The sequence below is a fragment of the Streptomyces sp. NBC_01296 genome (assembly GCF_035984415.1).
In the GTDB taxonomy this organism is placed as follows: domain Bacteria; phylum Actinomycetota; class Actinomycetes; order Streptomycetales; family Streptomycetaceae; genus Streptomyces.
This window is the reverse complement of record NZ_CP130720.1, coordinates 4,556,722-4,571,375: the sequence shown is the minus strand read 5'-3', so window position 1 is coordinate 4,571,375 and position 14,654 is coordinate 4,556,722. Positions and strand designations below refer to the sequence as shown.

General features: G+C 70.7%; 10 protein-coding genes. 4 read left to right on the top strand and 6 right to left on the bottom strand.

The genetic code is table 11. The features are described from left to right. Window positions 1–29: 29 nt before the first annotated feature. Window positions 30–935, bottom strand: coding sequence for an LLM class flavin-dependent oxidoreductase (locus tag OG299_RS20620; RefSeq protein WP_266627646.1), 906 nt, complete (start codon window positions 933–935; stop codon window positions 30–32). 198 nt (window positions 936–1,133) lie between these two features. Here OG299_RS20620 and OG299_RS20615 point away from each other — a divergent pair, with 198 nt between their 5' ends. Continuing rightward, complete coding sequence (locus tag OG299_RS20615) at window positions 1,134–2,018, top strand: Cof-type HAD-IIB family hydrolase (protein ID WP_327362247.1); 885 nt, start codon at window positions 1,134–1,136, stop codon at window positions 2,016–2,018. Between the two features lie 39 nt (window positions 2,019–2,057). Here OG299_RS20615 and OG299_RS20610 read toward each other — a convergent pair whose 3' ends face one another. From OG299_RS20610 to OG299_RS20595, 4 genes are read right to left on the bottom strand one after another with little or no spacing between them, the layout of a single operon-like run. Further along, the gene (locus tag OG299_RS20610; RefSeq protein WP_327362245.1) at window positions 2,058–3,794 is read right to left on the bottom strand and encodes a sensor histidine kinase; all 1,737 of its coding nucleotides are present in this window, start codon (window positions 3,792–3,794) and stop codon (window positions 2,058–2,060) included. Between the two features lie 24 nt (window positions 3,795–3,818). Then, window positions 3,819–7,373, bottom strand: coding sequence for a thiol reductant ABC exporter subunit CydD (gene cydD / locus OG299_RS20605; protein WP_327362244.1), 3,555 nt, complete (start codon window positions 7,371–7,373; stop codon window positions 3,819–3,821). 43 nt (window positions 7,374–7,416) lie between these two features. Next, a complete protein-coding gene (gene cydB, locus OG299_RS20600; protein WP_266627641.1) occupies window positions 7,417–8,418 on the bottom strand; it encodes a cytochrome d ubiquinol oxidase subunit II in 1,002 nt (333 codons plus the stop codon). A gap of 18 nt (window positions 8,419–8,436) precedes the next feature. Then, on the bottom strand, window positions 8,437–9,942 hold the full coding sequence (locus OG299_RS20595) for a cytochrome ubiquinol oxidase subunit I (RefSeq protein ID WP_266627639.1): 1,506 nt from the start codon (window positions 9,940–9,942) through the stop codon (window positions 8,437–8,439). Between the two features lie 190 nt (window positions 9,943–10,132). Between OG299_RS20595 and OG299_RS20590 the strand changes: the two genes are divergently transcribed. Next, window positions 10,133–10,501, top strand: a complete 369-nt coding sequence (locus tag OG299_RS20590; RefSeq protein ID WP_266627638.1) for a cyclophilin-like fold protein — start codon at window positions 10,133–10,135, stop codon at window positions 10,499–10,501. Window positions 10,502–10,560: 59 nt separating this feature from the next. Here the strand turns inward: OG299_RS20590 and hisC are convergent, their stop codons facing one another. Continuing rightward, complete coding sequence (gene hisC, locus OG299_RS20585) at window positions 10,561–11,643, bottom strand: histidinol-phosphate transaminase (protein WP_266627636.1); 1,083 nt, start codon at window positions 11,641–11,643, stop codon at window positions 10,561–10,563. 361 nt (window positions 11,644–12,004) lie between these two features. Between hisC and OG299_RS20580 the strand changes: the two genes are divergently transcribed. Both OG299_RS20580 and OG299_RS20575 read left to right on the top strand, forming a co-directional pair. After that, entirely contained in the window at window positions 12,005–13,120 is a 1,116-nt protein-coding gene (locus tag OG299_RS20580) for a LacI family DNA-binding transcriptional regulator (RefSeq protein ID WP_266627634.1), read from the top strand. Between the two features lie 216 nt (window positions 13,121–13,336). Next, window positions 13,337–14,512 (top strand): metallophosphoesterase, encoded by a 1,176-nt coding sequence (locus tag OG299_RS20575; RefSeq protein WP_327364558.1) that lies wholly within the window; start codon window positions 13,337–13,339, stop codon window positions 14,510–14,512. Window positions 14,513–14,654 lie beyond the last annotated feature (142 nt).

Here is a 14,654-nt window from a genome sequence, read left to right as displayed (position 1 = left end):
GCCAGGCGGCGACGGGGGCATCGGAGCCATCAGCTGCCGAGCTGGGCCAGGCCCTCGGTGGCGATCTCCTCGAAGACGTTCTCGTCCGCCGCGAACTCGGAGTCCGGGATCGGTGCGTGAATCACGATCTCGGTGAAGCCGAGCTCCCGGTGGCGGCCGGCGAAGTCGACGAACGCATCGACGGAGTCCAGCATCGTGTTGCGCTCCGGGGTGAAGCCGGTGAGCAGGATCTTCTCCATCGGCTCCGGCGCGCGCCCGATCTCGGCCATGGCCTTGTCGAGCTTGGCCAGCTGGCCGCGGATGGCCTCCAGTGACTGCTCCGCGGTGCCCTCTTCGAAGAGCTTCGGATCGCCGGTGGTCACCCAGGCCTGGCCATGGGCGGCGGCCAGCTTGAGGCCCCGCGGGCCGTTCGCGGCGACGGCGAAGGGCAGTCGTGGCTGCTGCACGCAGCCGGGGATGTTGCGGGCCTCGTCGGCGGAGTAGAAGGTGCCGCGCTCGGTGACCGCGGCCTCGGTGAGCAGCCGGTCCAGCAGCGGCACGAACTCCGCGAAGCGGTCCGCACGCTCACGCGGGCTCCAGGGGTCCTGGCCCAGCGCGGTCGCATCGAACCCGTTGCCGCCGGCGCCGATACCGAGGGTGAAACGGCCGCCGGAGATGTCGTCCAGCGCCATGAGCTCCTTGGCCAACGTCACCGGGTGCCGGAAGTTCGGCGAGGTGACGAGCGTGCCCAGCCGCATCCGCTCGGTGGCAGCGGCCGCCGCGGTCAGCGTCGGGATCGCGCCAAACCACGGCCGGTCACGGAAGGACCGCCAGGTCAGGTGGTCGTAGGTGTATGCGGTGTGAAACCCGAGCTCCTCGGCTCGCACCCACTGGTCACGACCGCCCTCACGCCACGGGCGTACCGGGAGGATCACAGTGCTCAGACGCAGACTCATGTATTCGAGACTACGGCCCTGCCCGTGTTTCACGTGAAACGTCAGCCGTCCCTGTTTCACGTGAAACATCAGCCGTCCCTGTTTCACTGGGAGCACCTGGGGTCCCTTGGGGATGGACTGCGCGGACAGGGTGGCCAGGGGAGAAAGATCGCCATCCAGTGCGGGACCCGGCCCACCCCGGGCGGCCGCCGCCGGGCCATGGGCGAAGATGGATCCGTGACCTCGGCTCCCCAGCGCCCGGACGGGCCAACCCCCACTCCCCGGCTCATCGCCACCGACCTCGACGGCACCCTGCTGCGCGACGACAAATCCGTCTCGCTCCGCACGGTCGCCGCACTCGCCGCAGCCGAGGAGGCCGGGATCGAGGTCTTCTTCGTCACCGGCCGCCCGGCCCGCTGGATGGACGTGGTCAGCGACCATGTCCACGGCCACGGCCTGGCGATCTGCGCGAACGGGGCCGCGGTGGTCGATCTCCACGCGGGCCGGAAATTCGTACAGGTCCGGGCACTGCCGCGGGCCACGGCTCTCACGGTCGTGGACACCCTGCGCGCCTCCGCCCCGGGCACGTCCTTCGCGGTCGAGATGACCACCGGGATCAACTACGAGCCGCTGTACCCGCCCTTCTTCCAGGACCCGGGCGCCCATGTGGCCACCGCGGAGAAGCTGCTGGAGGAGGACGCGGACGACACCTCCGCTCCCGTCCTCAAGCTGCTCGCGCACCACGCCGAGCTCGCCCCGGACGAGTTCCTCGCACTCGCCCGCTCGGTCGCCGGCGGCTACGCGTCGATCACCCGCTCCAGCCCGACCGCTCTGCTGGAGATCAGCGCGCTGGGCGTCTCCAAGGCCAGCACCCTGGAGCTGTGCTGCGCCGAGCGCGGTATCTCCCCGGCCGAGGTCGTCGCCTTCGGGGACATGCCGAACGACGTGGAGATGCTCCGCTGGGCAGGTACCTCGTACGCGATGGGCAATGCCCACCCGGACGTGATCGCGGCCGCCTCCGGCCGTACGGTCGCCAACAACGAGGACGGCGTCGCCGTCGTCATCGAGCGCATCCTCGCGGAACGCGCCGCGCACCAGCGGTAGACATCAGCCGTGGGGCCGGCCCGAGCGGGCCCCCACAGGTCAGAGCGGGGCCTCCCACACCAGGGTGGTCCCGCTGCCGTCCTCTCCGATGCCGGTGCCGTACGAGCTCGACCCGCCCAGCGACTCTGCCCGCCGGCGCAGATTCCGCAGCCCGCTGCGCCGGCCGCCCTCGGGAATGCCCACGCCGTCGTCGGCGACCTCCAGCCGCACTCCGGGCCTCCCGTCGGCCAGCGTGGCGGTGCAGTCCACGACCACCTCGATCCGGGACGCCTCCGCGTGCCTGAAGGCATTCGACAGGGCCTCGCGCAGCGCCGCGATCAGGTTCTTGCCCACCAGCTCGCCGACCACCGCGTCGATCGGGCCGAGGAACCGGTGTGCCGGTTTGAAGCCCAACGGCACCGCGGCCATGTTGATCTCTCGCAGGACCCGGGTGCGGAGCCCCGACGGAGCCTCCGCCGGTCCCTGCTGGAGCGCGAAGATCGCGGTCCGGATCTCCTGGATCGTCACGTCCAGCTCGTCCACGGCCTTGCCGACGCCGTCGACGACCTCGGGGACGACGGACCGCCGCTGGGCGCCCTCCAGCATCATCCCGGTGGCGAACAGCCGCTGGATGACCAGGTCGTGCAGGTCCCGGGCGATCCGGTCACGGTCCTCGAACACCGCGAGCCGCTCCCGGTCGCGCTGCGCCTCGGCCATCATCAGCGCGAGCGCGGCCTGGGAGGCGAACTGGGTGGCCAGGGTCCGCTCGGACTCGCTGAACGGCCGCTTGCCGCGGGCCCGCGGGGTCACCAGCGCGCCCAGCACCCGCCCGCCACTGTGCAGCGGCAGCATCATGCAGGGCCCGTACTGGCTGGTCAGCCGGCTGATCATGCGGGGGTCGGAGGCGGCGTCGTCCACGAAGACCGGCTCGCCCTGGAGCAGCCTCGCCACCACCGGGCTCTCGGCCGGGATCACCAGGCCGAGCGAGGTGGCCGGATTCTCTGCGGAGACGGCGACGATCTCCATCCCGCCCTCCTCGGCCGGCAGCATCACGATCCCGGCGGCGGAGTCGGCCAGGTGGCGGGCCTGTTCGGCCACCACCGCGAGGGCGTCGTCCGCGTCACCGCCCGACAGCAGGGCGGTCGTGACGGCCACCGAGCCGTCGATCCACCGCTCCCGCTGGGTGGCGGCCTCGTACAGCCGGGCGTTGCCGATGGCGATCCCCGCCTCGGTGGCCAGGACCCGGACCATGTGGACGTCGTAGTCGTTGAACCGGCCGCCGCCGTTCTTCTCGGCGAGGTACAGATTGCCGAAGATCTCCCCCTGCACCCGGATCGGGACGCCGAGGAAGGTCTTCATGGGCGGGTGGTGCGGCGGGAATCCGGCCGAGCGCGGATCCTTCGTCAGATCGGCGAGCTGCACCGTGTCGGGGTGCGAGATCAGCGCGCCGAGCAGGCCCCGCTTCCCGTCCGGGCGGTGGCCGATCCTCCTGGCCGCCTCGGCGCCGATGCCGAAGGTGACGAAGTCCGACAGCCCGCGGCCCTCGGTGTCGACGACGCCGATCGCCGCGTACCGGGCGTCGGCGAGCTCGGCCGCGGTCTCGCAGATGCGGTCGAGGGTCGAGTGCAGTTCGAGGCCGGTGCCCAGCGAGCGCATGGCCTCCAGCAGTTGCGGCACCCGGGCGGTGAGCTCGGTGGAGAGGCCCTGCAGACTCCGGGTGGCCCGGGTGGCTGCCTCCAGCGGGTCAGGCGTTCCGGGTGGTGACTCCGGCGGTTCCTGCGACTCCTGCACTGACATGCCCTTGAGACTAGTTAGTCCCTTTTACCGGGGAAAGTCGGCGAGGGCCCCGTCGGCCGCCCGCTCCCGCTCCAGCAGGTTCCGCAACGGGCCCTCGGCCACGGCCAGCTCCGCGTACGTGCCGCGCTGCACGACCGTTCCGCGGTCCAGTACGAGCACCTCGTCGACCTCCTCGAGGCCGGCCAGCCGGTGCGTGATCAGCACGGTGGTGCGGCCCTCGGTCGCGGCGAGCAGATCAGTCGTCAGGGCGTCCGCGGTCGCCAGGTCCAGGTGCTCGGCCGGCTCGTCGAGGACGAGGACGGGGAAGTCGGCGAGCAGCGCCCTGGCCAGGGCCAGCCGCTGCCTCTGGCCGCCGGAGATCCGCTCGCCGTGCTCGCCGACCAGGGTGTCCAGTCCGTCGGGGAGCCCGTCGGCCCACTCCAGCAGCCGGGCCGCCGCCAGGGCCTGTCGCAGCTCCCCCTCGCTCGCCCCGGTCCTGGCCAGCCGCAGGTTCTCCCGTACCGAGCTGTCGAAGAGGTGCGCGTCCTGGGCGCACAGGCCCACGATCCGGCGGACCTCGTCGCTGTCGAGGGTGCGCGCATCGGTCCCGCCCAGGGTGTACGCGCCTTCGTGCGGGTCCAGGAACCGCAGCAGGACCTGGGCCAGCGAGGTCTTGCCGGCACCCGAGGGGCCGACGACCGCGATCCGCCGGCCGGCCTCCAGGGTCAGGTCCAGCCCATGCAGTGCGTCCTGCTCCTGACCGGGGTGCCGGACGGCGAGTCCGGTCAGCCGCAGCGGGAACGCAGAGGCCGGTACCGGGGCCGGCCGCTCCGGCTCGGCGACCGGGACGGGAGCGTCGATGACCTCGTAGATCCGCTCGGCGCTGCGCCGTACCCGCTGGCGGTACTGGACGGCCTGCGGAAGGCCGTTGACCGCCTCGAAGGCGGCGAGAGGGGTCAGCACGGCCACGGCCATGGCCACCCCGGACAGCCGGCCGTCGTGGACGGCGTTCGCGGCCACGGCCGAGGCGACCACCACGGTCAGCCCGCACATCAGGGCGGAGAGCCCGCTGCCGAGCCCGGTGGCGGCGGCTCCCCGTGCGGCGATGGCGGTCAGTGTCCGGTCGCTCTCCTTCGCGGCGTCCTTGCGGCCGGCCAGCGCGCCGGCGACGGTCAGCTCGGCCGTCCCGGTCAGCAGGTCGGCCACCCGCGTGGCGAGCTCGCCCCGGGCCGGCGCCAGCCGCCGCTCGGCACGGCGGGCGCAGGCCCCGCTGACCAGCGGCACCCCCACCCCGGCGGCGAGCAGCCCGACGGCCAGCGCGGCCCCTGCCCCGGGCAGCAGCCAGGCGGTGAAGGCGACCGAGCCGGTGCCGACGAGTACCGCGGTGCCGACCGGCAGCAGCCAGCGCAGCCAGTAGTCCTGGAGGGCATCGGCGTCGGCCACCAGGCGGGCCAGCAGGTCTCCGCGCCGCTGCTCCCGCAGCCCGGCGGGCGCGATGCGCTCCAGCCGCCGGAACACCGACACCCGCAGATCGGCGAGCATCCGCAGCACGGCGTCGTGGGAGACGAGCCGCTCCGCGTACCGGAAGACGGCCCGCCCGATCCCGAAGGTCCGGGTGGCCGTGACGGCCACCATCAGGTAGAGCACCGGCGGTTGTTCCGAGGCCCGCGAGATCAGCCATCCGGAGACGGCCATCAGCCCGACACTGCATCCGACGGCCAGGGCGCCGAGCAGCAGACCGAGCCGGAAGCGCCCCTGCCAGGCCTTGGCCACGGCGCGTACCCGCCGGAGCGGATCGCCCCCGCCCGAGTCGGCTCCGGCAGCCTTGGCCACCCGCTCGGGGGCGCTGCCGAGAATCCACTCCCCGGGGCCGGACGGCCCGTTGCGCTCGCCGCCGAAGCTGTCGCAGGGCCCCGGCGCGGCGGACCCGAGCCGGGCAGGGGAGACGGGGGACAGGAGCTCCGCGGAGCCCACCGGCACCACGCGGTCGGCCACGGCCAGCAGCGCCGGCCGGTGGACGACCAGCAGCACGGTCCGCCCCACCGCGAGGCGTCGTACCGCGTCGACCACGGCCGCCTCGGTCTCCCCGTCGAGAGCCGCGGTCGGCTCGTCCAGCAACAGCACCGGCCGGTCCGCCAGGAACGCCCGCGCCAGCGCCAGCCGCTGGCGCTGCCCGGCGGACAGCCCGACTCCGCCTTCGCCGAGCTCGGTGTCGACGCCGCGCGGCAGCGCGGCCACGAACTCCCACGCCCCGGCGTCCTTCAGCGCCTCGACCACGGCGTCCGCGGACGCATCCGGCCGCGCCAGCCGTACGTTCTGCGCGATCGTCCCGGCGAACAGGTGCGGCCGCTGCGGCACCCACGCGATCCGCTCCCGCCATTCCTCGAGCGACAGCGACGCGAGGTCCACGCCCGCGATCCGCACCCGCCCCGCAGTAGGCGCCACGAAGCCCAGCAGCACCTGGAGCAACGTGGACTTGCCCGCCCCGCTGGGTCCGGTGAGGGCGATGCACTCCCCGGGCCCGACCGCCAGCGAGACCGGTCCCGGCGAGTCCTCGCCCCGGCCCTCGTAGCGGACCGCGACCCCGTCCATCTCGATCCGCAGCCCCGCGGCCGGCACCGGGGCCGCGCCGCCCAGGGCGGCGACCGGGGTCTGGAGCACCTCGAAGATCTCCTCCGCGGCCGCCAGCCCCTCGGCGGCCGCGTGGTACTGCGCCCCGACCTGACGCAGCGGCAGATAAGCCTCCGGCGCCAGGATCAGGATGACCAGCCCGGTGTACAGATCGAGCTCCCCGTGGACCAGCCGCATGCCGATGGTCACGGCCACCAGCGCCACCGAGAGCGTCGCCAGCAGTTCCAGGGCGAAGGAGGAGAGGAAGGCGATGCGCAGGGTCCGCACCGTCGCCTGCCGGTAGTCGTCGGTGATCTTGCGGATCGACTCGGCCTGCGCCTTGGCCCTGCCGAAGACCTTCAGCGTCGGCAGCCCGGCCACCACGTCCAGGAAGTGTCCGGACAGCCGGGACAGCAGCCGCCACTGGCGGTCCATCCGGGACTGGGTGGCCATGCCGATCAGCACCATGAAGAGCGGAATCAGCGGCAGGGTGACCACGATGATGGCCGCCGACACCCAGTCCTCGGTGACGATCCGGGCGAGGACCGCCACCGGGACGACCACCGCGAGGCCCAGCTGGGGCAGGTAGCGCGAGAAGTAGTCGTCGAGGGCGTCCACGCCCCGGGTGGCCAGCGCCACCAGCGACCCGGTCCGCTGTCCGCTCAGCCAGCCGGGTCCCAGGTCCGCGGCCCGGTCCAGCAGCCGGCCGCGCAGCTGCGACTTGACCGCCGCACTGGCCCGATGGGCCGCCAGCTCCGTGAGCCAGGCGAGCAGGCCGCGGCCCAGCGCCACGGCCGCGAGCAACAGCAGCGGTGTCCGCAGCGCCTCGCCGTCCAGCCCCTGCTCGAAGGCGCCGACCACGATCTCGGCGATCAGCATCGCCTGACCGATGACCAGCCCCGCCCCGGCAAGTCCCAGGGCCACCACGGCCGCCAGGAAGAGGCGGGTGGAGCGGGCGTACCGAAGCAGGCGCGGGTCGATCGGTTTCACGTGAAACATCCCCCAGAGCAGGGTCAGGCAGGTCGGTCAGGGATCAGTGCGCATCGGCGATGTGCTGCGTGCCGATCCGCTTGCGGAACACCCAGTACGTCCAGCCCTGGTAGAGCAGGACGAGCGGCGTTGCCACTCCTGCACACCAGGTCATGATCTTCAGGGTGTAGGGGCTGGACGAGGCGTTGGTGACCGTGAGGTTCCAGGCGTCGTTCAGCGAGGACGGCATCACGTTCGGGAAGAGCGTCAGGAAGAGCATCGCCACCGCGGCCGCGATGGTGATCCCCGACAGGGCGAACGACCAGCCCTCGCGGCCCGCCAGGTTGAAGGCGAGGGCCCCGACCAGTGCCAGGACCGCGACGGCCATGGCGATCAGGCTCTTGCCGTCACCACGCGAGACCTGGGTCCAGATCAGGAAGACGAGTGCCAGTACGGCGGTGACCACACCCAGCCGGGTCGCCAGCGCACGCGAGCGCTCCCGGATGTCCCCGACCGTCTTGAGCGAGGTGAACACCGTTCCGTGGAACGTGAACAGGGTGAGGGTGACCAGGCCGCCGAGCAGGGAGTAGACGTTGAGCAGGTCGAAGAGGCTGCCGACGTACTCCATGTGCTCGTCGATCTTCACTCCGCGCACGATGTTGGCGAAGGCCACACCCCACAGGAACGCGGGGATCAGCGAGGTCCAGAAGATCGCGTGTTCCCAGTTGGTCTGCCACCGGTCCTCGTCCCGCTTGTGCCGGTACTCGAACGCGACGCCGCGGATGATCAGGCAGATCAGGATGACCAGGAGCGGCAGGTAGAACCCCGAGAAGAGGGTGGCGTACCACTCGGGGAAGGCGGCGAAGGTCGCCCCGCCGGCGGTGAGCAGCCAGACCTCGTTGCCGTCCCACACGGGCCCGATCGTGTTGATCAGGACCCGCCTCTCCCTGCGGTCGCGGGCGAGCAGCTTGGTCAGTACGCCGACTCCGAAGTCGAAGCCCTCCAGGAAGAAGTAGCCGGTCCACAGGACGGCGATGAGCACGAACCAGACGTCATGGAGTTGCATGGTGTGGTCCCCTCAGCCTCAGTACGAGAAGGCCATCGGCCGGTCGGGGTTCTTGTCGTCCCCGCCGATCTTGGTGGGCGGGTTCAGGTCTGCCTCGGTGAGCTCGGGCGGCCCGAGCTTGACGTACTTCACCAGCAGCCTGACCTCGATCACCGCGAGCACGGCGTACAGGAGCGTGAAGCCGATCATCGAGGTGAGCACCTCGCCCTGGGAAACATGGGGCGAGACCGCGTCGCGGGTGCGCAGGACTCCGTAGACCACCCAGGGCTGGCGGCCCATCTCGGTGAAGATCCAGCCCCAGGAGTTGGCGATGAGCGGGAAGCCCATGGTCCAGAGGGCGACGATCCAGTACCAAGTGGCGAACCTGGGGCTCAGCGCCTTCTTGAAGAGGACCAGGTGCGGGACCTCGTCCTCGCCGGTGCGCAGGCCCGGCGGCAGCATGAACTTCTTCCGGGTGAGCCAGAGCCCCAGCACTCCGATGCCGAGGGAGGCCATGCCGAAGCCGATCATCCAGCGGAAGCCCCAGTACGCGACCGGGATGTTGGGCCGGTAGTCGCCGGGCCCGAACTTCTCCTGCTCGGCCTTGTTGACGTCGTTGATGCCGGGGACGAAGGAGGTGAAGTCGTCATTGGCCAGGAAGGACAGCAGGCCCGGAATCTCTATGGCGACCTTGTTGTGGCCCTTTTCGACGTCTCCGTAGGCGAAGACGGAGAAGGGCGCGGGCGCCTCGCCGTCCCAGAGCGCCTCCGCGGCGGCCATCTTCATCGGCTGCTGCTTGAACATCACCTTTCCGAGCAGGTCACCGCTGATGGCGGTGCCCATGCCGGCGATGATCAGGGTGACCAGGCCGAGCCGCAGCGAGGTACGCATCACGGGGATGTGCTTCTTGCGGGCCAGGTGGAAGGCAGAGATGCCGACCATGAAGGCGCCGCCGACCAGGAAGGCCGCCGTGATGGTGTGGAAGAACTGGGTCAGCGCGGTGTTCTGGGTGAGGACCAGCCAGAAGTCGGTGAGTTCGGCCCGGCCCCGCTCCTCGTTGATCCGGTAGCCGACCGGGTGCTGCATCCAGGAATTGGCCGCGAGGATGAAGTACGCGGAGAGGACGGTGCCGATCGAGACCATCCAGATGCAGGCCAGGTGGATCTTCTTCGGGAGTTTGTCCCAGCCGAAGATCCACAGGCCGATGAAGGTCGACTCGAAGAAGAAGGCGATGAGCGCCTCGAAGGCCAGCGGGGCCCCGAAGATGTCACCGACGAAGCGCGAGTAGTCGGACCAGTTCATGCCGAACTGGAACTCCTGCACGATGCCCGTGACGACACCCATGGCGATATTGATCAAGAAAAGCTTGCCCCAGAACTTGGTGGCTCTGAGGTACTTCTCTTTCTCCGAGCGCACCCAGGCGGTCTGGAGGCCTGCCGTGAGCGCCGCGAGAGAGATCGTCAGCGGGACGAAGAGGAAGTGGTAGACGGTGGTGATGCCGAACTGCCAGCGCGCCAACGTCTCTGGCGCCAAAGCTACGTCCACGTCGTCGTCTCCTTCGGTGCGCCGTGGTCACTGCCGCAGTTTGTCTGGCGTGCCCCACCCAATACAGGACGAAGCGGGACACGCTTGTGAACGCGTTCACATTCACAAGCATTATGTCGTACCGCTCCCGAGGCCTTTCAGGCGGGGTCCCCCCTAGCCAACACCTTCAACAGATTGTTGAATGCCGCTCATGAGGATTCGTATCTCCTGGCCCGCAGGCCAGCTCACGGCAACCCTTGACGAGACCCCGACCAGCAAGGCGCTGGCCGAAGCCCTTCCGATCTCCGCGTCCGCCCACACCTGGGGCGAGGAGGTCTACTTCGACACCGGCGTCTCCGTGGCGCTCGAGCACGACGCCCGGCAGGTCGTCGACCCGGGCACGGTCGCGTTCTGGACCGAGGGCGACGCCCTCGCGCTCCCCTACGGCCCCACGCCCATCTCGCGCGGAGGCGAGAGCCGCCTGGCGAGCCCGTGCAATGTGCTCGGCTCGTTCGACGGCGACCCCCGCCTGCTGTCCACCGTCCGCGACGGCGACCCGATCCGCGTCGAGCTCGCCTAGTCCACGCCTAGTCCCCGCGAACCGCGTAGTCCCCCGCGAACCCGCGTAGCCCCTGAGGGCTACATCTCCTTGAAGAACGCCTCCGCCGTGTGCAGGAAGATGTCGTTCGCCTCGGGCTCACCGATCGTGACCCGCAGGCCCTCGCCCGCGAAGGGCCGGACCACCACACCGGCCTTCTCGCAGGCCGCCGCGAACTCGGCGGTCCGCTCCCCCAGCCGCATCCACACGAAGTTGGCCTGCGTCTGCGGCACCACGGTCCAGCCCTGGCCGAGCAGCGTCTTGTAGACCCGGGCACGCTCTCCCACCAGCGCCCCGACGCGGCCCATGAGCTCGTCCTCGGCGCGCAGCGAGGCGACCGCCGCGTCCTGGGCGAGCTGGCTGACGCCGAAGGGCACCGCCGTCTTGCGCAGCGCCGCCGCCACCGGCTCGTGTGCCACCGCGAAGCCGACGCGCAGCCCGGCCAGCCCGTACGCCTTGGAGAACGTACGCAGCACGCAGACGTTCGGGCGGCTCCGGTAGAGCTCGATGCCGTCCGGCACCTCGACGTCGCGGACGAACTCGCGGTACGCCTCGTCCAGCACCACCAGGATGTCCGAGGGCACGCGGTCCAGGAACCGCACCAGCTCGTCACGGTGCACGGCGGTGCCGGTGGGGTTGTTGGGGTTGCAGACGAAGATCAGCCGGGTCCGCTCGGTGATCGCGTCGAACATCGCGTCGAGATCGTGCACGTCCCCGTCGGTCAGCGGGACCTGGACGGCCGTCGCACCCGAGATCTGCGTGACGATCGGGTAGGCCTCGAAGGACCGCCAGGCGTAGATGACCTCGTCGCCCGGGCCGGCCGTCGACTGGACCAGCTGCTGGGCCACGCCCACCGAACCCGTGCCGGTGGCGATGTGCTCGACCGGCACCCCGAACCGCTCGGCGAGCTCGTTCACCAGGACCGTGCAGGCCAGGTCGGGGTAGCGGTTGAACTGTCCTGCCGCCGCGACCGCAGTCTCCAGCACCCCGGACAGCGGCGGGTACGGGTTCTCGTTCGAGGACAGCTTGTACGCGACGGGTCCGCCCGCGGCAGCGGGCTTCCCGGGCTTGTAGGTGGGAATGCCGTCCAGCTCGGCGCGCAGCTTCGGGCTCTTCTCGCTCACCGCAGGTCCTCCTCGACCGTCCCGTACGACGTCGCCGTCGACTCAATACTGCTCACCTTATGAGGATTCCGCCCTTCCGAAAATGGCAGCGCCTGGATTGCGGGGGAGCGCACGCATATATGCACACGCCGGTGGCCCACGCCGTGGCGCGCATCCCTCGTACAGGTGAGTTGAGACCGGTCCGAGACCTCACCGCTTTGGCATGCCCGTACCCGCCGACAAACGCCCGGCTCACTCTCCGCGCTCAAATGCCTTTAATTCCAAGGTCATTGGGGGTGGCGAACCATGCAGAATCGTGCCTGTCAACGGGTGCATATGCACCCGGACCACCCACCCCGCCGAGCCCTACTATCGGCTCGCCATGACAGCAGCAGGGAAGCATCAGGTGAGCCGGACCGAGACCACCCGGCGGGCCGCCGGCCGACAGGGCCGGGCAGGCATCAGGGACGTGGCCGCCGCGGCGGGCGTCTCGATCACAACCGTCTCCGACGCGCTCAATGGCAAGGGGCGGCTGCCGGACGCCACCCGCCGCCACGTTCGCGAGGTCGCCGACCGGCTGGGCTACCGCCCCTCCGCCGCGGCCCGCACCCTCCGTACCGGCAAGTCGGGCCTCATCGGTCTGACCGTGACGACATACGGGGATGAACCTTTCACCTTCACCGAATTCGCCTACTTCGCCGAGATGGCCAGGGCTGCCACCTCCGCCGCGCTCGCCCGCGGCTACGCCCTCGTCATCCTCCCCGCCACCTCGCGACACGACGTGTGGTCCAACGTGGCCCTCGACGGCACCGTCGTCATCGACCCCTCCGACCACGACCCCGTCGTCACCGAATTGGTCCGCCAAGGCCTCCCCGTCGTCTCCGACGGCCGCCCGGCCGGCTCCCTCCCCGTCACCGCCTGGGTCGACAACGACCACGAGGCAGCCGTACTCAACCTGCTCGACCACCTCGCCGCCGCCGGCGCCCGCCGTATCGGGCTGCTGACCGGCACCACCACCGACACCTACACCCGCCTCTCCACCACCGCGTACCTCAGCTGGTGCGAGCGCGTCGGCCAGGACCCCGTCTACGAGTCCTACCCCGCCCACGACCCGTGCGCGGGCGCCGTCGCCGCGGACCGGCTGCTCGCCCGGCCCGACCGGCCCGACGCCGTCTACGGGCTGTTCGACCCCAACGGGACCGATCTGCTCGCCGCCGCCCGGCGCTACGGCCTGCGCGTCCCGGAGGACCTGCTGCTCGTGTGCTGCAGCGAGTCCACCGTGTACGCCAACACCGAACCGCCCATCACCACGCTCTCCCTCAAACCGCGCCGCATCGGCACCGCCGTCGTGCAGCTGCTCATCGACGCCATCGAGGGGGTCGACACCGGGCGCCCCGTCGAACAGGTCGTCCCGACCGAGCTGATCATCCGTACCTCCTCGCAGCGCAGGCAGCCCCGTACGACCGTCAGTCCGCCCCGGTCACCGGCCAAGGACTGACCGCCACACCGCGAAACCGGCGGGGCCGACGGCCCCGCCGAGGATTTCAGCAACTCCTATTTCGGGAGAAAGCGGCAGGAACTATTGGTTCCGCCCAGGATTCACCACCCCTGGTGCGTCACAGAGCGCGAGCCGCATTCCTATGATGGGCGCACGACATCACGGACCCTCCGACCCGGAGGTCAGGAGGGTCCGCAGGTGTACGGCAGCGCGACGGTGGTGGAGGGGTCGATGACTCAGGGGGCCGGTCAGGGACCCGCGATGCGGACGGAGACGCTGCGGGACTTCCGAGTTCCGGTCACCGAGCCCGTCCCGTACGGCGTGCCCGGCGGGCTGCCCGACGAGGCCCCCGTGTACGGCGAGTACCCCGCGTACTACGGGGAGGGCACGTCCGTGCCCCCGCCGCCGCCCCCGGGCGAGGCTCCCGCCACGGGCGGACCGGCCGACGAGGACGCCCTCGACGAGGGCTACACCCCCACGTACCGCGATCTGCCGATCATCGGCCGTGGCGGACCGGGTGACACCGTCCAGGTCCAGTACATCCCCCAGGAGCCCGCAGCCGAGGGCCCCGGGCCGCTGTACGTCGTCGGCGACGTCCACGGCTATCTGGACGAGCTCGTCACCGAACTCCAGGCGCAGAGCCTCATCGACGCGGACCGCCGCTGGTCGGCCGGCAACGCACGCATCTGGTTCCTCGGCGACTTCACCGACCGCGGGCCCGACGGGATCGGCGTCATCGACCTCGTCATGCGGCTGTCCGCCGAAGCCGCCGCCTCCGGCGGCTACTGCAAGGCGCTCATGGGCAACCACGAGCTGCTGCTCATCGGCGCCAAGCGGTTCGGCGACACCCCTGTCGCCTCGGGCGCCGGCACCGCCACCTTCCAGGCCGCCTGGCTCCTCAACGGCGGCCAGCGCACCGACATGGAGCGCCTGGAGGACGTGCACCTGCAGTGGATGTCGCGGCTGGATGCTGCCGTGCTGGAGGACGGGCACCTGCTGCTGCACTCCGACACCACCGCGTACCTCGACTACGGCGACTCCATCGAGGACGTCAACGACACCATCCATGAGCTGCTCAACCGCAACGACGCCGACATCACCTGGGACCTCTTCCGCAAGTTCACCAAGCGGTTCGCCTTCCGCGACGAGGAGACCGGCCCCCAGGCCGTACGCGAACTCCTCGACACCTACGGCGGCGGCCGGGTCGTGCACGGGCACAGCCCGATCCCGTACCTGCTGGGCGAGGTGGGCACCGAGGACGGCGACGAGTCCCGCGGCCCGGAGGCCGTGACCGGACCGCACGTGTATGCGGAAGGGCTCGCGATCGCCATGGACGGCGGGGTCACGATGGCGGGCAAACTGCTGGTCGTGCAACTCCCGCTGAACGACTGAGGGTTATCAGAAGGGGGGTAATTTCAGGAAAGCCCCTGTCACGGCGTGGCATGGGCGCTCTACCATCGCCCTATCCGTAGCAGGCTCTCCTCCGTTTGTGCCGGCGCCCGGGTCTACGCGGGCAAACCGGTCCCCACGGAGC